The following is a 22,023-nucleotide window of genomic DNA, read 5'->3' on the forward strand; positions in this document are numbered from 1 at the left end:
AGCCTCTTTTTAGCCAAATGCCCTACCAAAGCGTGGCTTGGCTCATCGCCTCGTGCATATCAAAAAGCTGCTTGTGCTCGGCCACATCGTGTGTGCGAATGATCTGCGCGCCGTTTTCAAAAGCTTTTAGATGTAGATAAAGCGAGCCTGGCAAGCGCTCCTTGACCTCGCTTTTATAGTAGTGATTTATGACTGATTTGCGGCTAGCACCAACTAGCAGCGGGCAGCCAAATTTTAAAAAATGCTCCAAATGCTTAATAAGCAGTAAATTTTGCTCAGCCGTCTTGCCAAAACCGATACCCACATCAAGCACTATCTTTTTAGCGCCAAGCTCCCTTGCTAGGGCTATCTTTTGCTCAAAAAAGTCTGAAATTTCGCCGATTAGGTCGTTATACTTTGGCGCGATCTGCATGGTGGCAGGGTCTCCTTGCATGTGCATCATGCAAAACTGAGCGTCATATCTTGCAGCAAGCGTGGCTAAATTTGCATTTGCTGTGATGTCATTTATCATCTTAAAGCCGTGGTTTAGCGCAAATTCTAAGCAATAAGGATCAAAGCTATCAAGGCTAAATTTTGCCTTTTCATGTAAATTTAGCTTGTAAATTTCCTCCACGATATCTTTTATGCGCCTAAACTCCTCCTCGCGTCCGCAATACTCGCTCCCTGGCCTTGAGCTAACACCGCCAAGATCGATGTAGTGGGCACCTGCCTCGATCATGGCTTCGATTTTTGCTATGCCATTTTGTGTATTTATGCGGCTTTGCTCGTTAAAACTATCTGAATTTATATTTGCAACGCCCATTATAAGAGGCTTTGCTGGCTTTGTAAATTTAGTCTCTAAAAAACCTGCAAGCTTTTTAAGCCCAAAGTCTTGCAGCTTCTCTTTTTTAGCTAACTGCCTAAGCTGCGCGTTTGTCGCCATTAGCAAGGCTTTGTTTAGGCTCTCGCGACCCAAGATCGTATCATTATGCGTCACAAGCTCGGCGCCAACGCTTAGAGCGTCTTGCTTTAGGATATTTGCCGCTGGGGTCTTTATCTCGTCAATGAAGATAAAATTTATCTCGCTCTTTTCTTGCATGAGCTTCGCACCAGCCGGACTTGGCGAGATGGCCTTGCAAATTTGATCAAAGTCGCTTTTATTATTTATCTTATAAAATTTCAACGTCGTCCTTTCTCAAAGATAGTAAGCAAAAGTGGCGTCAAAACGGCATGAGACTTGGCGTTTAGATCGGCAAGCTTGATGAGCGAGAAAAAATACTCCATCTCATCGCCACTAAATTTATACCCGCTATCAACCGCCTTTGTCACGATAGCGCCCACAAGCTCTTTTAGCTCGTTTTTGCCAAATTTTTGCGCCTGCTCCTCTGCTATCTTTTCATCGATAAAGCTTGTTAGCTCTTTTAGGCTAAGGGCTTTTAAATTTAGATCTACGCTCATTTTTGGCTTTTTGGTGAGCTTATTTTCTATGAGCATCCTCGATCTTATCGTTGGTAGAAGCAAATTTTTACTCTGCGTTACTATTATAAATTTGATATTTCTTGGGGGCTCTTCGATGATCTTTAAAAGTGCGTTTTGAGCCTCGGTGCGAAAAGACTTCGCCTCTATGACTAAAATTTTCTCATCTTTTTCGGCGATGTAAGCTTCGGCGATGACCTCTTTTGCATTTTCTAGCAAAAAATCATCGCTTATAAAAAATCTTAGATTATTTACGCCAAACTCGGCTTCAAGCTTGGCTTTTAAATTTTCAAAATCGCTTGTTATGACGATTTTATTAAGCATTTAGAGTATCACCTTTGCAAAGAGCACAGCGTCTATGCTCTTGTCAAAAAGTTTATATAAATTTAGAAGTTTGATGTCTAAGTTTTCATCACTAGAGCTTAGCGTGAAGCTGTTTTGCGCCTGCTCGTCAAAGAGCCACATATAGCTGTTTTCATCAGTCTTAGCTAAATTTGCACGCTTGTCTATGCTTTTGCCTATGTAAAAAAAGATGTAGCCATTTGGAAAGGCAAGGCTTAGCATATCTTTTAAAAGCTGCTTTTGCTCGTTTGTCTCGACGCTGTCAAAGGCTGGATAGAGCGATCTTAGGCTAAAAAATGGCAAAAATGGACGCTCGCTTTTTGTGCGGTTGATATTTCTTAAAAGATAGTTTTCAAACCACTCTCGCTCATCGTCGCAGATGACTATAAAAGCCTTGCTATCAAGCAAAAATTTAAGCCTAGATGCAAGCAAAGGCGTCCATTCGACGCGCTTCTCCTCCATCCAGCTCATATATCTTTCGCTTCTTATAGTCTCAAGCGTCCATTGGATAAAATCTTGCATTATTTATCTAACTTATACGCATCGTGAAGTACGCGAACTGCGAGCTCGCCATATTTTTGATCGACGATCATTGAAATTTTTATCTCGCTTGTTGAGATCATCTGGATATTTATCCCCTCTTTTGCAAGCGTCTCAAATGCTAGACATGCTACGCCGCTGTGGCTCTTCATGCCTACGCCGATAACCGAGACTTTCACGATCGCATCGTCATACTCGACATGTTTTGCAGCTGAGAGCTTTTGCATAGTCTCTTTTGCTAGATCAAGCTCGTTTTGTGGCACTGTAAAGCCTAAATTTGTCGTTCCGTCGTGTCCTACGTTTTGGATGATCATATCTACATTTATATTTTGATGAGCTAGAGCTGTGAAAATTTCAGCTGCGATGCCAGGCTTATCGACTACGCCTCTTAAAGTTACTCTTGCTTGATTTTTATCTAGTGCTATACCGCTTACTAAAACCGCTTCCATATTATCTTCCTTTGCTATTAATGTACCTTCGTTATGGTTAAAACTGCTTCTTGTGATTAGTTTGACATTTAGTTTTTTTGCTAGCTCGACTGAGCGATTTTGTAGCACTTTTGCCCCAGCAGAGGCGAGCTCAAGCATCTCGTCATAGCTTATCTTTTCTAGCTTTTTTGCCTTTTTCTCTATCCTTGGATCAGTCGTATAAACGCCATCAACGTCGGTAAAAATTTCGCACAGATCAGCTTCAAGCGCACCAGCTAGCGCAACCGCACTAAGGTCACTTCCACCTCTGCCAAGAGTGGTGATATCGCCTTTGTCGTCTATGCCTTGAAAGCCTGCTACGACGACGATCCTGCCAGCTTTTAGCTCAGCTTTTAGCCTAGTGGTGTCTATCGTTTCTATCCTAGCTTTTGTATGCACATCATCAGTCATTATCCCAGCCATTGCGCCAGTTAGTCCTACGCATGCATAGCCTTTTGCATTAAGCGCAATCGTCAAAAGCGCGGTGGTTACTTGCTCCCCAGAGCTTAAAAGCATATCAGTAGCAACGCCGTCTGGGTGCTTTGAGAAATACTCACTATATTCAACTAATTGATTTGTAACTCCACTCATCGCAGAAACTACCACAACCACGTCAGCGCCGCTGTTTTTAGTCTCTATGACCCTATTTGCCACAGCTTCGATGCGCTCAAGCGTGCCTACGCTAGTTCCGCCAAATTTTTGAACGATTAACATCAAAAATATCCTTTCTCTTTAAAATAACTCAAAACTTTGTCATAAATAGGCTTTTTGAAGTGATTTATCCCCTCTAAAGCCTTGTTGATATCTACAAATTTATACTCGCTAAACTCTGGATGCTCGGTCTTTAAATTTATGCTAGCACCATTTTTTAGCCTAACCAAAAAGTACTTTTGCGTCTGCCCATCATATGGATAAAATCTCTTTGACGCATTTGCTGGAAAGTCGTAGCTAAGCCAATCAGGATACTCTTCTAAGAAGTCAAATTTATCAGTTCCGATCTCCTCTTTAAGCTCCCTTTTTAGTGCCTGCTTTGGGCTTTCGCCTTCGTCTATGCCACCTTGAGGAAACTGCCAAATATCGTCCATATCAACCCTTTTTGCGACTAAAATTTCGCATTTAAAAGGGTAAGAGCTAGACAAAATGACAGCTGCTACATTTGGTCTATATTTTTTTTGCATGTCTTTTCCAAAAAATTTATTTGAGATGATAACGAAAAAGAGTTAAGAGATAGATAAATGAAGTTAGTTTTTGCGCCGTTTGTAATAAATCGCACCTCCACTAAAAAGCAGTAAAACCACACCGCATGATGCTAGGCAAAATATAAATTTACCAAGCTCGCCAAAGATATATCCAGCGTGCAAATCAAGCATAAATTTATAAATTTCAAATGACTTTGGCATGGCATTTTTTGAAATTTGCTCGCTTTTTGTATCGACTAAAAGCCTAGCACCATCTCTCTCGCTAGCACCTTTTGGCAGGTAAAAGAGCATAAATTTGACGCCGCCGCTATTTGCTATAAATTTTAAAGCCTCAAACTCGTCTCCAAATTTAGAGATGAAAATTTCATAAGCCTTTTTAAGGTTTGCCACCTTTTGCTCGTCGCTTAAGCTAAAGCCATTTTTGTTTGTAAAATTTGGCTTTTTAAAGACCTTCTCTTCGCCACAAATTTGATTTATAACCTTAACAAAACTCTCATAAGAAAAGTAAAGCCCACTAATGCAAATCACGCTTAAAACGGCGCCAAGATAGATACCCAAAAAGCCGTGTAATGAATACAAAAACGCAAATTTTCTTGCTTTTAAATTTAGCTTAAAAGCATCCCCCACCCTGCTTCTAAACCTCCAAAAATATATAGCCGCCCCGCCTATCAAGATAAAAAGCAACGCAAGCGTAGAGAGCGCTATTAGCTCGCTTGCAAATTTGGTCAAATTTTCATTTTTAAAAAGCGAAAGGGCTAAGTTTTTATGCAAATTTAAAACCAGCCCTATAAATTTCTCTGCACTATTTTTGCCTGAAATTTCTCCAGTATAAGGATCTACAAAAAACGACTCAAACTCGCCGTTTTCGTTAGTTCCGCTTATGACGTAAGCCTTGTTTGCCTCTGATTTTATCTTTAGGTAGCTAAGATTAAAATTTGGCTCGCTCTTGCTAAAAATTTTTAAAATTTCATCTATCTCTAAAAGCTTTTTGCCAGCCACAACCTCATCTTTGCTAAAGATATCAATTATCTCATCGTGATACGAGATGATCGCTCCACTAATGCTAAGCACAAGAAGCGGCAAGGCAAAGATAAAAGCCAAGATGAGATGAAATTTTTTCAAAATTTTTATCATTTTAAAACTTTAGATTAAAACCAAGCTCGATCTTTTGCCCGTCAGCTATCAAGATGTCGTATCTGCCAGATCTTGTCGTAAAGTACTCATTAAAGAGGTTATAAACGCTTAGATTTAGACTGAAATTTTTAGTTACGTTGTAGTTTATGCCAAGATCAGCGATCACGTAAGGTCTCATATCATCAGCATAGCTAAATGAGTTTTTAGTCCTACCATAATAATTTATCTGAGACCAGAAATTTAGCCATCTGTTTAGCTCGTAGTTCGCTCCAAATTTAAATGTATGAAGCGGATAGTTGTTTAAACTTTTGCCTATCTCGGCTCCATCTTTTTGTTTTGATCTTGTATAAACATAGCTTTGATTTAGCCTAAGAGCATTTGTCACCTGCCACTCATTTGTTAGTTCAACTCCGTAAATTTCAGCTTTGCCGATATTTACACTCTCCCAAATACCATTTGGATAAATTTTGCCTTTATGTCTGCAAACACTGCCTCTTGAGCAGATAGGGCTATAGCTTAACATATCTTTAAAACTTGTGTAAAAGCCAGTTAGCGATGCTTCAAAGCCTTCATTGTCATTATAAACGCCGCCAAATTCATAGCTCACGCTTGTCTCTGGCTTAAGGCTGCTTCTACCAAGCTGTGCTCCACGTCCTCCAGCAAATGGCAATGCAAGATCTTGCGTGCGTTGTTTGATGTCAGGCGTAGCGTATCCTGTGCTAACTCCGCCTTTTAGGGCAAAAAAGTCATTTAAGTTATATATACCATAAATTCTTGGTGAAACGTGCGAGCCATAGTTCTCGTCGTAGTTATAGCGAATGCCAGTGCTTAAGATAAAGTCTTTCGTAAGGTGATAATCATCCTCGCCGTAAAGCGAAATGTCATATCTTTTTACATTTGCAGCGTCTGCGGTGGTTGCCTTTTCATCAAGCTTTTCTTTTTTGGCGTTTAGCCCTAAAGTAAAGGCGTTGTTATCAGTAAAATATGAACCTTTTGTATCAAAATTTAGTGTTTTTAACGTCAAATTTTGTTGTGCTATCTCTTTTATCTTGCCGTAAGAGAGGTAGCTTTGAAGTAAGATATTATCAAGCCTTGCTTCGTGGCTTAAATTTATCACATCGCCCTTTATTCTCTCGCTAGCAACCGAGTTAGTACCAGTTGATAGTGTTTTGCCTTTAGTTCTTTTATATTTCACATCACTTCTTGCAAGCTCAAGCGTGATGTCGTTATTTTCATTTGGTCTAAAAAAGAGCTTCGTGCCAAAATTTCTATCTTTTTGCTCTCTGTTTGCGTATGAGATTTTATCCTCTGACTTGTTTAAATTTTTGCCATAAACTGAGATGCTTAAAAGATCGTCTATTAGCCCAGAGTGTAGATAGAGGCTGTTGTAAAACTCGCCGCTTATATTTTTATTTCTAGCAAATTTATAGCTTGAGCCAAGATTTGCATGAAAGTCGTTACTAAACTCATCTGTTATGATATTTATCACGCCACCCAGTGCGTCACTGCCATAAAGCGAGCTCATAGGACCGCGTATCACTTCGATACGGCTTATCGCACTTGCTGGTGGGATGAAGCTATATGAGCCTCCAACGCTTCTTAGCCCCTTATAAGCGTTATCTCCTGGCACTGGCATGCCATTTACTAAAATTTTAGTAAATCTTGGAGAGAATCCGCGTATAGAAATTCCTCGTCTATTTGCCGCTTCGGGAGTCGTTCCAAAAAGGCTTGGCACGTCTTTTACCATGCTCTCAACGTCCTTGTGATTTCTCTTTTCTAGCGCATCTTGAGTGATGACGCTAAGCGTTGCAGGGGCATCTTTTATATTTTGCTCAAAGCCAGTTGCGCTCACTACTTTAACCTCTGGCAGAACTTTATCTTCATTTGCAAAAAGCGGTAAATTTATAAAAACTGCCGCACAAATAGAAATTTTTAATAGACTTCTCACAAAAAACTCCTTATTAAAATTTAAATCACATTTTACTAAAATAAAATAATCGTTATCAATATCAGACATAACGCTAGAGGGATTAAATTTAACGCTCAAGGGATAAAATGATAATTTTAGATAAAAGATATGGCATAAGTAAAATCTCGCGAAGCAACAAGCGGATAAATGTAGAATTTTTTAAACAAAATAATGGCATCAGCTACCTAAAAAGCGAGATTTTATGCAACGAAATCATAAAAAGAGAGAGCCAGGGAGATAAAAAATATCTATTTTTAATGTTTAACGAAGCAAAAGATAATCTTTGCTTCAAGCTCGATAAAAAAGAGTATCTTTTAAGCAGGGATGAGTTTTGCATAGGGCTGGTAAATGATAGCTTAAAAGGCGTTTTTGAATATCAAAATAAATTTTATAAAACCAAAACCTTGCTTTTTGAAGAGCACTACGCAAATAAGCTTGAAATTTTTAGTGAGCTTAGGCTTGAAGAGAAATTCGATCTTATAAAATACAAAAAAGATAAGGATCAAATTTGCGTTTTAAACGAGCTTGAGACGACAAATTTATATGATGGCACGATGAGAGAGATCTTTATAGAGTCAAAAATTTTAGAGCTTATCTACAAGAGCAAAGCTTTAAAAGATGAGAAAATTTGCTTTAGTAGCGACGAAGAAAAAGTGCTTTTAAAGGCTAAGAAAATTCTGCTTACTCGCATGCAAAATCCCCCAAGTATCAAAGAGCTAGCCCATCTTTGCGGCACTAATGACTTTTGGCTTAAGAAAAATTTTAAATTCTTTTTCAAAGAGACGATTTATCAGCTTTTAGCAAAAGAGCGACTAAAGCTTGCATTTGCCCTTTTAAAGCAAAATGATATCAGCATAAAAGAGGCTGCCAGTATCGTTGGCTACACAAATGCAGCACATTTTGCAAAAATTTTTAAAGGCACTTTTGGCTTTTTACCAAGCGAGCTAATAAGGCAAAAAAGCTACTTTTAAACTGCGCTAAATGCCAAATTTCTTATAATCGCCAAAATTTAAAAAAGAGAGAAATTTGCAAGTTTATATCCACGTGCCATTTTGCGAGAGCAAGTGTCCTTACTGCGCCTTTGGCTCAAGCGACGACGAATTTAAGAAGGTTAGCGCTTACTTTAAAGCGCTTTTCCTTGATCTAAATTTCCAGCTAAAAAGCCAAAATGTAAAAGAAATTTCAACCATTTTTTTTGGCGGCGGCACACCAAGTGCGGTAAATGCCAAGCTTTATGATGAGATTTTTAGCATTTTAGCTCCACTTTGCACGCCCAAAACTGAGATAACGCTTGAAGCAAATCCAAATTCAGCAAATTTAGCCTGGCTAAAGCATGTAAAAAATTTAGGCGCAAACCGCATAAGCTTTGGTGCTCAAAGCTTTTTTGAAGATAAGCTTAAATTTCTAGGGCGCATCCACAGCAAGGAGCAAATTTTTAAAGCAGTTGAAAATGCCCATGCAGCTGGCTTTAAGAGCATAAATTTAGACCTCATCTATGACACTAAATTTGATACCAAAAAGCGCCTTTTGGCTGAGGTTGAAAATTTAAAAAGCCTTGCTATCACGCATCTAAGCGCCTATTCGCTCACACTTGAAGAAAACACCCCATTTGCTGGCAAAAAAAGCTATAAAAAGGATAGCGACACTTTGGCTAAATTTATGATAGAGCAGATCCAGAGGGCTGGCTTTAAGCAGTATGAAATTTCAAATTTCGGAGAAATTTGCAAGCACAATCTTGGCTACTGGCAAGGCAAAAACTACCTTGGTGTGGGGGCTTTTAGCGTGGGCTTTGTAAATGGCACTAGATACTACGCCAAAAGTAGCATAGACGCCTACATCGCTCAGCCAACGCATAGAGAAAGAGAAATTTTAAGCCAAAGCGAGCTAGCTAGAGAGCATATATTTTTAGGGCTTAGAAGCATCGTAGGCGTGGAGGCTGGGCGTTTAAGCGAGACTCAGAAAAAAAGAGCAAATTTACTTGTAGAAAATGAAAAACTGCTCTTTAAAGAGGGCAAATTTTACAACCCAAATTTCTTATTAAGCGACGAGATCGCACTCTTTATCGAGGGCTAAATTTATAAAAATTTGAGCAAAGTCAAGATAAAATACAAAGCTTAAATAAAATTTAACAGAGGCAAAAATGTTTGGAATGAGTTTTTCTGAGATCTTGGTCATCGCCGTGATCGCCGTGCTAGTTTTGGGCCCTGACAAGCTGCCAAGCGCTATGGTGCAGATCGCCAAATTTCTAAAGATGTTTAAAAAAGGCATAAACGACGCAAAATCAACTTTTGATCAAGAGATGAAGATAGCCGAGCTAAAAGAAGACGCTCAAAAATATAAAGAAAGCATAACTCAAAGCGCTCAAAGCGTACGTAAAAAACTCACTTTTGAAGAGCTTGACGAGATCAAAAAAAGCGCAAGCGACGTCACTGAGAGCATACAAAACGTCGTAAGCGACACGAAAAAAACGGTAGAAAATATACAAAATCCAACAAATTTAGTTAAAGATGCGATCTTAAACGATAAAAAAGAGGCGTGATGTTTGAAGAGCTAAGACCCCATTTGATCGAACTTAGAAAGAGGCTTTTTATAAGCATAGTAAGCGTTTTTGTCTGTTTTGGCATCTGCTTTACATTTTGGAATCCACTGCTTGCATGGATGAGCGAGCCGCTAAAGCAGGTCTTACCAGCTGGCTCAAATATCATCTTTACACAGATCCAAGAGCCATTTTTCACTGCGATGAAGGTCGCTTTTTTTGCTGGTTTGGTGCTTGCTTTGCCTATCATTTTTTGGCAGTTTTGGCTATTTGTCGCACCTGGGCTTTATGATAATGAAAAAAAATATGTGATCCCATTTGTGCTTTCAGCTTCATTTATGTTTGCGTGCGGGGCGGCGTTTTGCTACTACGTGGTCATCCCGCTTGGCTTTACATTTTTGGTAAATTTTGGCGGTCAGCTCTTTACGGCGCTGCCAAGTATCGGCGAATACGTGGGCTTTTTCACGAAACTTCTGATCGGCTTTGGAATTTCATTTGAGCTGCCTGTCATTACATTTTTCTTAGCAAAGATAGGCCTTGTCGATGACAAGATGCTAAAAGACTACTTCAGATACGCAGTAGTCGTCATCTTTATCTTTGCAGCCATCGTCACACCGCCAGATGTTATAAGTCAAATTTTAATGGCACTGCCACTCATCGGACTTTATGGAATTTCTATCATCGTAGCCAAAAGAGCTGGCAAAAGCGACGACGATGAAGAAGATAGCGATACAGACAGCGACGCAGGCGATGAGTGATATAAACGATATCTCAAGCTATGATTATTTTTTGCCTAATGAGCTCATCGCAAAAGAGCCAGTTTTGCCCAAAGAAGAGGCAAGACTGCTTGTTTATCTTAAAAAAACAAAAGAGATAAAGCACTATAAATTTAAAGATCTAGCCAGTCTCATCCCAGATGATGCGGCGGTCATTTTTAACAATACAAAGGTAGTTAAAGCCCGCATTTTAGGACACAAACAAAGCGGCGGAGCTTGCGAAGTGATGCTAAATCAACCGCTTAATGATAATAAATTTAGCGTCTATATAAGGAGCAAAGTAAGTGTCGGTAGCGTTTTAAATTTCGCTGATAGCATAAAGGTAAATGTGCTTGAGCTAAATGACGATGGCTCAAGGGTGGTAAATTTCACCAAAGATGGCGTTATTTTAGATACGGCGCGACTTTTTAGCGAGCTAGAAAAGATCGGTCACGTCCCACTTCCGCCATACATAAAAAGAGCTGATACAAAGGATGACGAGAGCTGGTATCAAAGTATATTTGCCAAAAATAGCGGCGCAGTCGCGGCTCCGACAGCTAGCCTGCACTTTAGCGAGCAGATGCTAGAGAGAATAAAGGTAAAGCACGAGGTCGCCTACATCACGCTTCACGTGGGCGCTGGGACATTTAAGGGTGTGGAGTGCCAAAACATAAATGATCACAAAATGCACTCTGAGTTTTACGAGCTAAGCGAAAAAGCTCAAGAGATCATAAGCTCAAATAAGCCCATCCTTGGCGTTGGCACGACAGTTACTAGGTGCGTTGAAGAATTTGCTAGAAGCAAGCAGCCAAGTGGCTTTTGCAAGCTATTTTTAAATCTAAACAATAAGCCTATCAGACAAAACTACCTTTTAACAAATTTTCACCTACCAAAATCAACGCTGATAATGCTAGTTACTAGCTTCATAGGGCTTGAAGAAACGATGAGGGTTTATGAAACGGCGGTTAGCGAAAAGTATAGATTTTACTCATATGGAGATGGGATGCTTGTGATATGAAAAATGTCGATTTTATCGCGCAAATGGAGCTTTTTTTAGAGGCACTTTTTAAAGACGCAACCACCAGAGATAACGCCATCGTCTTTAACTACAACCCAAACTACCCACGCTATCTAAGCTTTGAAGCACACAAGCTAATAGGTGCGATCAAAAATTTAAGCAAATTTTACCTAAATAGCGTTAGCAACTCAAAACTGCTAATCTCCTTTACTCTAGTAAGCTACAGCCTAAGTTTGGTGCATTTTGACATACATATAAGATGTACTTCATGCCCGCAAAAGCCAAATGAGAAGCTAGTAAAAGAAGCTGGCGAGCTATTAAAAGAGCTAAATGCCAAGATGAGCAAAGCAGAGGATGGCTTTAATATAAGCATAAGCGTGCCACTACCAAAAAGCGGGACATTTAAAAGGCAAAGCGTCGAGATAGCAAGCCTCTTAGGCAAAAATGCGATAATAGCTTGCGATGATGAAAATTTATTTTTAACGCTAAGTCATGAGCTAAGCTTTACAGGGCTGAAGCTTAGCAAACAAAAGAGCTTTGAGAGTTTAAATTTACACATAAAAGATGCCATTTTTAAGCCAGACATCATCTTTGTGCAAAAGGAGTATCTAAGCGACAAAACAAGGCTTGATGAGATGCTAACTTATCAAAAGCTTAAGAATTTCTACATCGTCATCATAAGCAAAGATGAAGCTAAAAGTATCAAAAGCGAGAAGATGACCACACTTAGACAGCCATTTACTAGCGATAGTTTGCACGAGACTTTAGGGATAGTGGCTAGGAATTTATAAAATTTTTAGGTATCTCTTTAAGATGATGGTGGCTGAGACGCTATCAAGCCTGCCATCTCGCTTTGTGTTTGTGTAAATTTCACTTGCCTCGCTGCTGCTAAAGGCCTCGTCTTGATAGACGATCGCAGCTTCCACCTCCAAAAGTGAGACAAAATGCTCGATACGCCTTCTCATCTCATCCTCGCTACTACCACCGATCGGAATGCCCACTACTAGCGTGTTTGGAGCGTATTCATTTACTTTTTGGCTTACATCTCTTGCGGCTTGGTTTCTGTTTTTTCTGAGAACTGGCTCAAGGGGCGTCACGACCTCGCCAAAGCCAAAAGCAAGCCCTATGCGCTTTAGTCCAACATCGATCGCCATAAATTTCTCTCTCATAGCGCGCTTTTTACTCTTAAATTTGAAATTTCAACTAGCCCGTCAAGCTCGTATTCATAGATGATCTCACCAAATTTAGACAATGCTTCATCAAGATTAACTCCGTTTTTGCAAAATTTCAAGATCTCATCGCTTGTTTTTTCTTGCTCTTTTACCTCGCCAAAAAGCGAAGCAAATTTAACGTAATCATCGATAAGCTCGGCCTTTTTGCTAGCCAGTAAAGCATTTGTCCCATTGCTCTCATTTATGCGCTGAGGCAGGACAAAGAGAGGGATTTTAAGCTCATTTGCTAGCCTCGCACTTTGCATAGAGCCGCTTCTTAGATCAGCTTGTGCGACAACCAGAGCTTGTGCAAGCCCCACAACTATGCGGTTTCGCTCTAAAAACCTATAAGCGATCGGTGGCTCGCCATCGTCATACTCGCTTAGAGCCAAGCCTTTTTCATAAATTTCTTTTATCGATGCCCTATTTTGAGCTGGATAGATGATATCAAGTCCATTTGCAAAAACACCGATAGTTCGTGGCATGGCGGCTTTATGAGCTGTGATATCCACACCGATAGCCCCACCACTTACGACGCAGACATTTGCATTTTTTAGCGCTACGCAAAGTGCCGTGACGCACTCTTTTGTATAGGCACTTGCCTTTCTTGAGCCAACGACTGCTACTTTTGGCATGCTAAGAAGCGAAGTGTCGCCTATGAAATTTAGCTCTTTTGGGGGATTTTTTAGCCTATTTAGCGCCTCTGGGATGATTTCAAGCTTCATAAAATATCTTTTAGATAAACAACTTCTACATCTTTTAAGATGTTGTTTTTGCTAGCTTTTATCACTGCGATCGTGTTTTTCTTTGGATGTCCGATAGCGATCGCATAGCCTCTTTTTTTGGCTAAATTTACAGCAGCCACAAGCTCTCGCCTAACCGCACTAGCCGATGGATCATCATCTAAAAATATATCTCTTGAAATGTAAGGCTGATTATACTTTTTAGCAGCCCTTGCCACTGCTGTTTGAGCGATCGTCTTACTATCAACAAAGATAAAGCCCTGCTCTATCAGCGCTCTATAAGCCTTGTCCATCGCGTCATAATCACTGGTAAATCGCGATCCTGTGTGGTTGTTTGTATATTTTGCACGCGGGAAGTCTCTTCGTATCTTTTTTATCTTTTCATGCATGCTCTCAAAGCTCTCATTTACCGTAAGAGTGCCTATCTCTGGGCTATCAAAGTGCTTTGCCTGCATCGGCAGATGTATCATATAAAACTCAAACGTTCTAGCGATGTTTGGCGTATCTGGATGAGTTTTTGTCGCTGGGAAAATGGACGGCGTTATCTTTAGACCGATTGACTTTACCATGCTAGCGTGCTCAAATGTCGCCACATCATCGATTATTAGCACCAGCTTTGCACGCCCTTTTACGCTGCTATTTGGAGTAAATGGCACAACAGCAAAGTCATCTTTTTTTGCACTCTCTTTTTGCGGTTTTTCGCTGTAAATTTGCTTTTTGGCTTTGTTACTAGGCTCAACCTCACTTTTTTTAGCTGGTTCTGGTTTTAAAATTTCACTATGCTTTAAATTTTCTTTTATGCTTAAATTTGCTTCAACGCTCTTGTTTTGCTCTGTTTTTGCCTCATTTTTGCCTGCATAAAATGGCTCGATAACCTGCTCAACCTTTTGCTCGACCTTTTGCTCAGGTTTTTCTTCACTCTTTGCTTCAGAGCTTGCATCTACGCTGCTTTGCATATTTTTATATAAATTTGCAAGTAGATTTTTCGTATCGTTTTGCTCTTTTTTTGGCTCTTCTTTTTTAGTTTCTACTTTTACTTCAGTTTTTATCTCAGGAGTTATCTTTTTTTGCTCTTTTGGCTCAGTTTTTGGCTTTAGAGCAAGCTCACTTTTATGTTTAGGGTCGGTAAAAATTTTACTTAAATTTTCATCTTCATCAAATTTTAGAGGGTATTTTCTCTTCTCGTACTCTTGTTTTTTATCTTTGCTGGCAACTTTTTGCTCAGCTTTTTTTGAAATTTGCTTCTCGCTCTTTGGCTCATTTGCTTTGCTTATCTGCTCAACATCTTTATTTTTGATGCTAAGAGCTGCGATGAGTGCTACTATCAAAATAGCAGCGATGACGCCGATACCAAGGAAAATTTTATTATGAGAGCGACCTGCACTCTTTTTTGCAGGACGCTTCTTTGTAGTCTTTTTTTCGCTCAAGGCTTAGTTTTTGCTTTGATCTATAAGTTTGCCGTTAGTTATCCAAGGCATCATTGCGCGAAGTTTTTTGCCAGTTTTATTTAGCAAGCTTCTCTCAGCTATACCGCGCTCAGCGTTCATTCTAACATATCCTGCTTTTCTCTCTAGGATGAAGTCTTTTGCAAATTTACCATTTTGAATTTCTCTTAAAACTTCTTTCATAGCTTTCCTGCTCTCTTCGCCAACTACTCTTACGCCACTTACGTAGTCGCCATATTCAGCGGTATTTGAGATAGAGTAGCGCATATCAGCCATGCCGCCTTGATACATTAGATCAACGATTAGTTTTAGCTCGTGCAAGCACTCAAAATACGCCATCTCAGGCTCATATCCAGCCTCTACAAGCGTATCAAATCCAGCATTTACAAGTGCGCAAAGACCACCGCAAAGCACAGCTTGCTCGCCAAATAAATCTGTTTCAGTTTCATCTTTAAATGTTGTCTCAATGATGCCAGTTCTACCGCCGCCTATACCGCAAGCATAGCTTAGAGCGATCTCTTTAGCCTTTCCACTTGCATTTTGCTCAACAGCGATAAGATCAGGTATGCCGCCACCTCTTAAAAATTCACTTCTAACTGTGTGTCCTGGTGCTTTAGGAGCGATCATGATGACGTCTATGTTTGCTGGAGCTTTGATCTGTCCAAAATGAACGTTAAAACCATGTCCAAATGCGATAGCAGCGTGATCTTTTAAATTTGGCTCGATCTCATTTTTATAAATTTCAGCTTGAAGCTCATCTGGCGTTAAGATCATGATCACGTCAGCGCTTTTTGTAGCTTCGCTAACAGTTTTTACCTCAAAGCCTTTAGCCTCAGCTTTTGCCCAGCTTTTGCCGCCTTTTGCAAGACCTATAACAACACTTACACCGTTATCTCTTAAATTTTCAGCGTGTGCGTGACCTTGTGAGCCAAAGCCAATGATTGCTACTTTTCTACTCTGAATAAGGCTTAAATCGCAGTCTTTATCATAATAAACATTTATAGCCATTGTTTCTCCTATTGTTAAAATTTGGCGAAATTATACATTTTAGCAACAAAAACGTTGCTGAAAAAGAGCAAAAAAGTATCTTTAAGTTTTATGCTGCAGCTTTTTGCTATAATGTGACAAAATTTTTAACCAAAAGAGTCACTTTACATGAATGAATCAATTTTTAAAAAAATCAAAGCGCTTCCGCCACTAGACGACACTGTCATACAGATCCAGCGCCTACATGCTGACGAAAATAGCTCGATAAATGATCTCACAAAAGTGGTTGAGAAAGACCCTATGCTAACAGCAAATATCTTGCGTTCAGCAAACTCTCCACTTTACGGTTTTTCTCAAGAGATCACAACTATCGCAAGAGCCATTTCACTTTTTGGTATGGCTACTATCCGCGGTTTTGCGCTATCAAGTGCCATCAAAAAGACCTTTTCTATAAATTTAGAGCCATACGACATTACCGCACAAGATTTTTTAAATATCTCAATCATGCAAAATGCTTTGATGTATCACTGGTACTCTAAGATAAAACCTAAAAATCTAGAAATTCTCTCTCCTGCTTCATTTATGCTTGAAGTTGGCAAGATCGTTTTAGCACATGAGCTCACAGAAAACAATCAAGTTGCTGAGTTTAAAACAAAGTTAAAACAAATTTCATCTACCTATGACCTTGCGCTTTTAGAGTCTGAAATTTTAGACATCACAAACGAAGAGGTTACAGCTCAAATTTTTGAGCAGTGGAATTTAGAGATCGAGCTTGGAAATTCTATCCTCTACTCAAACACTCCTGAAGAGGCACCTGATCATATAAAAGAGTACGCAAGAGCGCTAAAAGTAGTAAAAACAGCGGTTAATATCTTTAACCAGCTTGACGATGTAAGCGTAAATAACGCAACACTTCTTATAAACGAATATGGCTTTGAGAGAGATACATTTTTAATGGCTGTTAGCAAAGTCAAAGACAATTTGTGAAAGAATTTTTAACATCACTTCTAGTTGGCATCAAAGAAAAAGAGATATCAAACGAAGACAAAGAGATCTTACGTAATCTCCTAAATCTTGGTGCCGTAAGCTTACATAAAGATAAATTTTACCTAAACAACGGCTATGTCTGCGGCAAGCTAGACATCAGCCAAAATGCAACTGGCTTTATCATGCCATTTGACAAGCGCTTCAAGCAAGATATTATCGTCGAAAATAAAAATTTAAACAACTCTCACCTTGGCGATATCGTGTTAGCAAAGCTTTTGCCGCTTAAGAAAAAACGCCAAAGCGCTAAGATAGTAATGAGCCTAAAGCTTGCAAATGAGACTAGCGTGGTCTATACAAAACGCATTGGGGCGGCCATTTTAGGGGCAAATTTAAAAACTGGGCTAAGCACAACCCTAAAGGCAACTCAAAAAAGCCTAAAGATGCTCCCACTTGGGACGCTACTAAAGATAAATAACCTAAACAACGAAATAGTCGAGGTTTTAGGAAATTTAGAAGATCCGCTAAGCGATGAGAAAATTTCGCTTGCTATTTATAATAAAAATGATAAATTTAGCGAGGCCTGCGAGCTTGAGGCAAAGGCATTTGGTGATGAAGTCGATGCTAGCATGTATCCAAACAGGATTGATCTAAGAAATTTAGAGTTTTGCACGATCGATCCAGTCGATGCCAAAGACTTTGACGATGCCATATATTTTGATGAGAAAAAGCGCGAAATTTACGTCGCAATCGCCGATGTAAGCGAGTATGTGACCGCGTATAGCGCCATTGATAGCGAGGCTAAAAAAAGAGGCTTTTCTATCTACTTTCCGCACATCTCAGTGCCGATGTTGCCGCGCGCGCTTAGTGAAAATATCTGCTCGCTAAAGCCAAATGTGCCGCGCCTTGCATTTTGTTTTAAAATTTCACTCGATGCAAACAATGAGGTAAAAAAAGAGGAGCTTTTTGAGGCGATCATCCTTTCAAAAAGGCGCTTTAACTACGATGAGATCGATGAAATTTTAGAAGGCAAAAGAGAGTGTGAAATTTCATGGGTCAAGCCACTTTTTAAACTCACCACGAAGCTTCGCAAAAAAAGGCTTTTGCACGCATTTGATTTCAGGACAAAAGAGCTTAGAATGAGCCTTGATGAAGAGAGTCAAATTTCACAAACTAGGTTTGAAAGTGACTCCGACTCGCATAGACTAGTTGAAGACTGCATGCTTTTAGCAAACAAAGCTGCAGCAAAGCTCATCACAAAGGGCGTTTTTAGAAACCACGCATCGCCTGATTTTAAAAAGATAGATACATTGCTTGAGGACTTGCAGCTTTTGGGGCTTGACTTTACCTACGAGAGCGACCTTGCAAATTTGATAAGAAAGATCCAAGCAAAGGCCGATGAACTAGGCAACCGCGAAGAGATAGACAAGCTCATCATCAAGTCTCAAAAAAAGGCTGAATACTCAAGTGAAAATTTAGGCCACTTTGGGCTTGGATTTGATAGATACACGCACTTTACAAGCCCTATTAGACGCTATTCTGACCTTATTTTACACAGACTTTTAAAGGCTAAAATTTCAAAAGATGATAAGCTTTACAACTTCTTGCTTTTAAACATCCAAAGCACCTGCGCAACCTTAAGCGAGCTTGAAAGAGAGGCCGACAAGGTAGCCTACGACTTTATGGATAGGAAATTTGCACGCTGGGCAGCTGCAAACATCGGCAAAGAGGTGCGTTGCTACGTGAGCGAAAACCAAAATGTCTTGGTCGCTAAGCTTGATGATTACTTTGTTGGAGCTAGGATTTTCATCACTGGATACAGCGCAAATTTACTTCAAAAGCTTGTCGTAAAGATCACAGAGGCCGACATCGCGAGCGCTAAAATTTTTGCAAAAGTGATAAGAAAGATCGATGTATAGAAAAGATTTGGAGCTAAATTTAGCAAATGCAAATTTAAGCAACTACTTCTTGCTTTTTGGCGCAGACGAGTTTCAGATCGAGCTTTTTGGCAAAGAAATTTTGAGTTTTTATGCAAGCGAAGATGCAAATTTATTAAGCCTTTATTTTGACGAGTACAACTACGCGCAAGCAAGCTCTCACCTAAGCGAGCAGTCGCTTTTTGGCGGCAAAAATATCCTCTATGTAAAAAGCGATAAAAAGATCCCAGCAAAAGAGCTAAAAGAGCTCATCTCGCTTTGTTCAAAAAGCCATGACAACTACTTTTTGTTTGAGCTTTATGAGGCTGATATGAAGCTAGTTTTTGATACACAAAAGGCTTTTGGGGCAAATTTTGCTAGGTTTTTCAAGCCCTCAAACCCAGATGAAGCTATAAATTTACTAGCTAAAAGCTCAGCTAAAATAGGCCTAAATATAACCAAAAACGCACTTTATGAGCTTTATTTTACGCATAATGAAAATTTATACCTTGCAGCAAGCGAGCTAACAAAACTAAAGAGCCTAAACGCTCACATCGAACAAGACGATGTAAAAAGGCTGGTCTTTGGACTTGGCGGGATAAATTTTGATGACTTTTTCAATAAATTTATGGCTCTAAAAGATATAAAAAACGACTTTTTTACCTACTTAGAAGATCCAAATTTTAATGAAATTTTACTTCTAAACTCACTTTATAAAGCGTTTTTTAGGCTGTTTAAAATTTACTCTTACATCAAGATAAATGGCCGCTTAATTTTAGACGAAGCGATCGGCTATCAGCCGCCAGTAAATGTGGCAAATTTACTAAAAGCAAATAGCTTAAAGCTAAGTTTAAATGCCTATTTAGAGATATTTAAAACGCTAAATTTAGCCGAGCTAGAGCTAAAAACAAATACAAAAATGGATAAAGAAATTTTCGTTTTATCAACCATTTTAAACCTCCAGCACCTCATATCAACAGCAAATATTAAGTAAATTTAAGCTAAAATCCACCCTTGCTTAATGCAAAATCCTTGCTCACAAAGTGAGCTAAATATCCATAAGGAGAAAAAATGAAACATTACGAGCTTTTATTTATTCTTAAGCCGACATTGACGGAAGAGGAAGTTAAAGCTAAGGTTGATTTCGTAAAAGAAGTCATAACAAAAAACGGCGGCGAGATCGCTACTGTCGTTGAGATGGGCACTAGAAAGCTAGCTTATACCATCAAAAAATATGAGCGTGGAACATATTTTGTTATCTACTACAAAGCTCCACCAGCACTTCTTGCAGAGCTTACAAGAAACGTAAGAATCACAGAAGATATCATAAGATTTTTAAGCGTTAAATATGAAAACAAACGCGAAATCGCAGCTTGGGAAAGACTTTGCAAAGGTATCAAGCAAACTATAAAAAAAGAACCTCGCGAACCAAGAGCACCACGCGAGCCAAGAGCTGAAAAAGTAGACGAGCAAACATTTACAGAAGAATAATCAAGGATAAAAAATGTTCAATAAAGTAGTATTAGTTGGAAATTTAACCAGAGATATAGAGCTTAGATATACTACTAGCGGCGTTGCCATAGGAAATTCTAGTATAGCTGTGACACGCAAAATCACCTCAAATGGGGAAAGAAGAGATGAGACTTGCTTTATTGATATATCATTTTTTGGCAAGAGTGCAGAGATAGCAAACCAATATCTCAACAAGGGATCGAAGCTGCTTATCGAAGGAAGACTTAAATTTGACCAATGGACCGACAATAACGGACAAAACCGCTCAAAACACTCTATCGCCGTTGAGAGCATGGAAATGCTTGGCTCAAATAACCAAACGCAACAAGGCGGATACTCTATGAATAGCCAAAATAGCGGTGGCTACGGACAGCAAGGCGGATATCAAAATAACCAATATAACCGCCAACAAGAAGCTAGACCACAAGCTGCACCACAAAGAAAGCAAGAGAGTTATTCAGAAGTTCCTGATATAGACGTTGATGCTGAGAGCTTCAACAATGAAGAAATACCGTTTTAATTTTAAAGGATAAAAAATGGCAGAAAAAAGAAAATATTCACGCAAATATTGCAAATTTACAGAAGCAAAAATTGATTTTATAGACTACAAAGACACTTCACTTTTGAAGTATTGCTTGTCAGAGAGATTTAAAATCATGCCAAGACGCCTAACTGGCACATCAAAAAGATACCAAGAGATGGTAGAAAAAGCGATCAAGAGAGCTCGCCATGCAGCTATCATACCTTACATAGTTGATCGCAAAGACGTAGCTACAAACCCTTTTGAAGGTCTATAATCCATAAATTTTAGCCCTATTTTGGGCTAAAATCTTTTAAATTTAACTCTTAATTTTTACTATTTCTAAGTTTTTATAAAATTTGCTCATCAAAATCTTAAATTTATTAACATTTTAAAATCACCAAGCTAGCCAAATTTATTTAGATGTTGTCTGGTTTTTTAAATTTATATCTTAAATTTCATCAAGTTTTTGAAAGTTTTTTATAAATTTCACTCGCTAGATTCTTAAATTTATATGCCACTTTTAAGCAACAAAATATTCTCCGAAGGCTTTAAATTTGACTACGCGGTCTTATATTATTTAGCAAGTTAAATTTAGAGCTTGTCCATAAAATTTCCATCGCATAATACAAAATAAAATTTGAAATTTAAAAATATCAAGTTAAAAATGGATAATAAATTTAGGGGCAAAGCTGCCCCTAGTTTTAGTAAAGACCGAAAGTTCCGTCTGTTCTTTTATAGATGACGCGCATTTTGGCATCGACATCGTTAAATACGTAAAATTGTTTATCGCTTGATTTTAGTTTATCTAGTGCCTCTTCTACCTCAAGAGGTTTGTAAATTTCAAGCTCCATAGGCACGATCTCCTCGACACCTTCGATCTTTTCTTCGCCTATTCTTGAGCGAAATTCTTTATCATCGGCCTTACCTTTTACGGTAAATTTCTTATCATGTTCTCTTCTTAAAACTTTTGAAGCCTTTTCGATAGCAAGATCTATCGCCGCATAGAGATCTTTATCTTTTTGGCGGACGACTATCGTGTCTTTATGTGCCATATTTAGAGAAAATTCTGCATTAAAGCCCTTTTTGCCTTGCTTTTCATCTGCTCCTACTACGCATCTTGCTGAGATGATGTCAAGGTTGTACTTGCCAAGGGTATCAAAAGCGTCTTGGATATAGTTCTTGATGGGCTCTGTTAGCTCAAATTGTTTTCCTACAATGCTTATGTTCATCGCAATCTCCTTTATAGAAAGTAAGATGATTATAACACGACGAAACTAAAAGCAAATT

At 39.0% G+C, this 22,023-nt stretch carries 24 protein-coding genes; 12 read left to right on the forward strand and 12 right to left on the reverse strand.

The features are described from left to right. Nucleotides 1-22: 22 nt before the first annotated feature. The 7 genes from folP to CVT00_RS06540 all read right to left on the reverse strand — a co-directional run bounded on the left by folP (nt 23) and on the right by CVT00_RS06540 (nt 7,085). Nucleotides 23-1,162: a dihydropteroate synthase gene (gene folP / locus CVT00_RS06510; RefSeq protein ID WP_103559138.1), complete on the reverse strand. Its 1,140-nt coding sequence runs from the start codon at nt 1,160-1,162 to the stop codon at nt 23-25. After that, nucleotides 1,159-1,779: a DNA polymerase III subunit delta' gene (locus tag CVT00_RS06515; RefSeq protein WP_103559137.1), complete on the reverse strand. Its 621-nt coding sequence runs from the start codon at nt 1,777-1,779 to the stop codon at nt 1,159-1,161. The genes folP and CVT00_RS06515 overlap by 4 nt, the downstream gene beginning before the upstream one ends. Next, nucleotides 1,780-2,319, reverse strand: a complete 540-nt coding sequence (locus CVT00_RS06520) for a HobA family DNA replication regulator (RefSeq protein WP_021087775.1) — start codon at nt 2,317-2,319, stop codon at nt 1,780-1,782. It abuts the gene before it with no gap. Continuing rightward, the gene (locus tag CVT00_RS06525) at nt 2,319-3,518 is read right to left on the reverse strand and encodes an aspartate kinase (protein ID WP_103559136.1); all 1,200 of its coding nucleotides are present in this window, start codon (nt 3,516-3,518) and stop codon (nt 2,319-2,321) included. Before CVT00_RS06525 ends, CVT00_RS06520 begins: the two co-directional genes overlap by 1 nt. Further along, the gene (locus CVT00_RS06530; RefSeq protein WP_012140061.1) at nt 3,518-3,982 is read right to left on the reverse strand and encodes an RNA pyrophosphohydrolase; all 465 of its coding nucleotides are present in this window, start codon (nt 3,980-3,982) and stop codon (nt 3,518-3,520) included. Before CVT00_RS06530 ends, CVT00_RS06525 begins: the two co-directional genes overlap by 1 nt. A 63-nt stretch (nt 3,983-4,045) precedes the next feature. After that, nucleotides 4,046-5,137, reverse strand: a complete 1,092-nt coding sequence (locus CVT00_RS06535) for a PepSY-associated TM helix domain-containing protein (protein WP_107914898.1) — start codon at nt 5,135-5,137, stop codon at nt 4,046-4,048. 1 nt (nt 5,138) lies between these two features. Beyond that, on the reverse strand, nt 5,139-7,085 hold the full coding sequence (locus CVT00_RS06540; protein ID WP_103559134.1) for a TonB-dependent receptor domain-containing protein: 1,947 nt from the start codon (nt 7,083-7,085) through the stop codon (nt 5,139-5,141). 107 nt (nt 7,086-7,192) lie between these two features. On the opposite strand from CVT00_RS06540, the gene CVT00_RS06545 reads away from it, so the two are divergent. The 6 genes from CVT00_RS06545 (at nt 7,193) to CVT00_RS06570 (ending at nt 12,206) form a co-directional block, all read left to right on the forward strand. Then, the gene (locus CVT00_RS06545) at nt 7,193-8,077 is read left to right on the forward strand and encodes a helix-turn-helix domain-containing protein (protein WP_103559133.1); all 885 of its coding nucleotides are present in this window, start codon (nt 7,193-7,195) and stop codon (nt 8,075-8,077) included. A gap of 55 nt (nt 8,078-8,132) precedes the next feature. Further along, a complete protein-coding gene (gene hemW, locus CVT00_RS06550; protein ID WP_103559132.1) occupies nt 8,133-9,179 on the forward strand; it encodes a radical SAM family heme chaperone HemW in 1,047 nt (348 codons plus the stop codon). A gap of 67 nt (nt 9,180-9,246) precedes the next feature. Beyond that, entirely contained in the window at nt 9,247-9,645 is a 399-nt protein-coding gene (gene tatB / locus CVT00_RS06555; RefSeq protein WP_012140063.1) for a Sec-independent protein translocase protein TatB, read from the forward strand. Continuing rightward, complete coding sequence (gene tatC, locus CVT00_RS06560; protein ID WP_107914896.1) at nt 9,645-10,400, forward strand: twin-arginine translocase subunit TatC; 756 nt, start codon at nt 9,645-9,647, stop codon at nt 10,398-10,400. The genes tatB and tatC overlap by 1 nt, the downstream gene beginning before the upstream one ends. Further along, nucleotides 10,393-11,415, forward strand: coding sequence for a tRNA preQ1(34) S-adenosylmethionine ribosyltransferase-isomerase QueA (gene queA, locus CVT00_RS06565; protein ID WP_107915013.1), 1,023 nt, complete (start codon nt 10,393-10,395; stop codon nt 11,413-11,415). Before tatC ends, queA begins: the two co-directional genes overlap by 8 nt. Beyond that, a complete protein-coding gene (locus CVT00_RS06570) occupies nt 11,412-12,206 on the forward strand; it encodes a hypothetical protein (RefSeq protein ID WP_107914894.1) in 795 nt (264 codons plus the stop codon). Before queA ends, CVT00_RS06570 begins: the two co-directional genes overlap by 4 nt. Here the strand turns inward: CVT00_RS06570 and ruvX are convergent. The 4 genes from ruvX to ilvC are packed head-to-tail and all read right to left on the reverse strand — an operon-like array spanning nt 12,201 to nt 15,822. Continuing rightward, nucleotides 12,201-12,584 carry a Holliday junction resolvase RuvX gene (ruvX, locus tag CVT00_RS06575; protein ID WP_107914892.1) on the reverse strand — a complete coding sequence of 128 codons (384 nt, stop codon included), beginning with the start codon at nt 12,582-12,584 and terminating at the stop codon, nt 12,201-12,203. The two genes, CVT00_RS06570 and ruvX, sit on opposite strands and share 6 nt — an antisense overlap. Further along, nucleotides 12,581-13,351 carry a DNA-processing protein DprA gene (gene dprA / locus CVT00_RS06580; RefSeq protein WP_107914890.1) on the reverse strand — a complete coding sequence of 257 codons (771 nt, stop codon included), beginning with the start codon at nt 13,349-13,351 and terminating at the stop codon, nt 12,581-12,583. The genes ruvX and dprA overlap by 4 nt, the downstream gene beginning before the upstream one ends. Next, the gene (locus CVT00_RS06585) at nt 13,348-14,796 is read right to left on the reverse strand and encodes a divergent polysaccharide deacetylase family protein (protein WP_107914888.1); all 1,449 of its coding nucleotides are present in this window, start codon (nt 14,794-14,796) and stop codon (nt 13,348-13,350) included. Before CVT00_RS06585 ends, dprA begins: the two co-directional genes overlap by 4 nt. A gap of 3 nt (nt 14,797-14,799) precedes the next feature. Next, complete coding sequence (gene ilvC, locus CVT00_RS06590; protein ID WP_107914886.1) at nt 14,800-15,822, reverse strand: ketol-acid reductoisomerase; 1,023 nt, start codon at nt 15,820-15,822, stop codon at nt 14,800-14,802. A 147-nt stretch (nt 15,823-15,969) separates the two neighbouring features. Between ilvC and CVT00_RS06595 the strand changes: the two genes are divergently transcribed. From CVT00_RS06595 to rpsR, 6 genes are all read left to right on the forward strand, one after another. Next, nucleotides 15,970-16,788: an HDOD domain-containing protein gene (locus tag CVT00_RS06595; RefSeq protein ID WP_103567760.1), complete on the forward strand. Its 819-nt coding sequence runs from the start codon at nt 15,970-15,972 to the stop codon at nt 16,786-16,788. After that, nucleotides 16,785-18,704 carry an RNB domain-containing ribonuclease gene (locus tag CVT00_RS06600; RefSeq protein ID WP_107914883.1) on the forward strand — a complete coding sequence of 640 codons (1,920 nt, stop codon included), beginning with the start codon at nt 16,785-16,787 and terminating at the stop codon, nt 18,702-18,704. Before CVT00_RS06595 ends, CVT00_RS06600 begins: the two co-directional genes overlap by 4 nt. Then, nucleotides 18,697-19,695, forward strand: a complete 999-nt coding sequence (gene holA, locus CVT00_RS06605) for a DNA polymerase III subunit delta (RefSeq protein WP_103559126.1) — start codon at nt 18,697-18,699, stop codon at nt 19,693-19,695. Before CVT00_RS06600 ends, holA begins: the two co-directional genes overlap by 8 nt. Before the next feature lie 77 nt (nt 19,696-19,772). After that, nucleotides 19,773-20,192, forward strand: coding sequence for a 30S ribosomal protein S6 (gene rpsF, locus CVT00_RS06610; protein WP_004317779.1), 420 nt, complete (start codon nt 19,773-19,775; stop codon nt 20,190-20,192). Nucleotides 20,193-20,205: 13 nt separating this feature from the next. Continuing rightward, complete coding sequence (locus CVT00_RS06615; RefSeq protein ID WP_103559125.1) at nt 20,206-20,733, forward strand: single-stranded DNA-binding protein; 528 nt, start codon at nt 20,206-20,208, stop codon at nt 20,731-20,733. Between the two features lie 16 nt (nt 20,734-20,749). Further along, entirely contained in the window at nt 20,750-21,010 is a 261-nt protein-coding gene (gene rpsR / locus CVT00_RS06620) for a 30S ribosomal protein S18 (protein WP_021089765.1), read from the forward strand. A 427-nt stretch (nt 21,011-21,437) separates the two neighbouring features. Here rpsR and hpf read toward each other — a convergent pair whose 3' ends face one another. Continuing rightward, nucleotides 21,438-21,965, reverse strand: coding sequence for a ribosome hibernation-promoting factor, HPF/YfiA family (hpf, locus tag CVT00_RS06625; RefSeq protein ID WP_004317788.1), 528 nt, complete (start codon nt 21,963-21,965; stop codon nt 21,438-21,440). Nucleotides 21,966-22,023: the final 58 nt, after the last annotated feature.

This window comes from Campylobacter concisus, assembly GCF_003048675.2.
Classification (GTDB): Bacteria; Campylobacterota; Campylobacteria; order Campylobacterales; family Campylobacteraceae; genus Campylobacter_A; species Campylobacter_A concisus_F.

Bases quoted from the DNA above. Each gene is read 5' to 3' on its own strand.
- CVT00_RS06570 (WP_107914894.1), top strand. From the start codon at position 11,412: ATGAAAAATGTCGATTTTATCGCGCAAATGGAGCTTTTTTTAGAGGCA.
- holA (WP_103559126.1), top strand. From the start codon at position 18,697: ATGTATAGAAAAGATTTGGAGCTAAATTTAGCAAATGCAAATTTAAGC.
- CVT00_RS06535 (WP_107914898.1), bottom strand. From the start codon at position 5,137: ATGATAAAAATTTTGAAAAAATTTCATCTCATCTTGGCTTTTATCTTT.
- CVT00_RS06545 (WP_103559133.1), top strand. From the start codon at position 7,193: ATGATAATTTTAGATAAAAGATATGGCATAAGTAAAATCTCGCGAAGC.
- dprA (WP_107914890.1), bottom strand. From the start codon at position 13,351: ATGAAGCTTGAAATCATCCCAGAGGCGCTAAATAGGCTAAAAAATCCC.
- CVT00_RS06520 (WP_021087775.1), bottom strand. From the start codon at position 2,319: ATGCAAGATTTTATCCAATGGACGCTTGAGACTATAAGAAGCGAAAGA.
- CVT00_RS06525 (WP_103559136.1), bottom strand. From the start codon at position 3,518: ATGTTAATCGTTCAAAAATTTGGCGGAACTAGCGTAGGCACGCTTGAG.
- tatC (WP_107914896.1), top strand. From the start codon at position 9,645: ATGTTTGAAGAGCTAAGACCCCATTTGATCGAACTTAGAAAGAGGCTT.
- ruvX (WP_107914892.1), bottom strand. From the start codon at position 12,584: ATGAGAGAGAAATTTATGGCGATCGATGTTGGACTAAAGCGCATAGGG.
- hpf (WP_004317788.1), bottom strand. From the start codon at position 21,965: ATGAACATAAGCATTGTAGGAAAACAATTTGAGCTAACAGAGCCCATC.
- CVT00_RS06515 (WP_103559137.1), bottom strand. From the start codon at position 1,779: ATGCTTAATAAAATCGTCATAACAAGCGATTTTGAAAATTTAAAAGCC.
- tatB (WP_012140063.1), top strand. From the start codon at position 9,247: ATGTTTGGAATGAGTTTTTCTGAGATCTTGGTCATCGCCGTGATCGCC.
- CVT00_RS06595 (WP_103567760.1), top strand. From the start codon at position 15,970: ATGAATGAATCAATTTTTAAAAAAATCAAAGCGCTTCCGCCACTAGAC.
- CVT00_RS06615 (WP_103559125.1), top strand. From the start codon at position 20,206: ATGTTCAATAAAGTAGTATTAGTTGGAAATTTAACCAGAGATATAGAG.
- rpsF (WP_004317779.1), top strand. From the start codon at position 19,773: ATGAAACATTACGAGCTTTTATTTATTCTTAAGCCGACATTGACGGAA.
- ilvC (WP_107914886.1), bottom strand. From the start codon at position 15,822: ATGGCTATAAATGTTTATTATGATAAAGACTGCGATTTAAGCCTTATT.
- rpsR (WP_021089765.1), top strand. From the start codon at position 20,750: ATGGCAGAAAAAAGAAAATATTCACGCAAATATTGCAAATTTACAGAA.
- CVT00_RS06530 (WP_012140061.1), bottom strand. From the start codon at position 3,982: ATGCAAAAAAAATATAGACCAAATGTAGCAGCTGTCATTTTGTCTAGC.
- queA (WP_107915013.1), top strand. From the start codon at position 10,393: ATGAGTGATATAAACGATATCTCAAGCTATGATTATTTTTTGCCTAAT.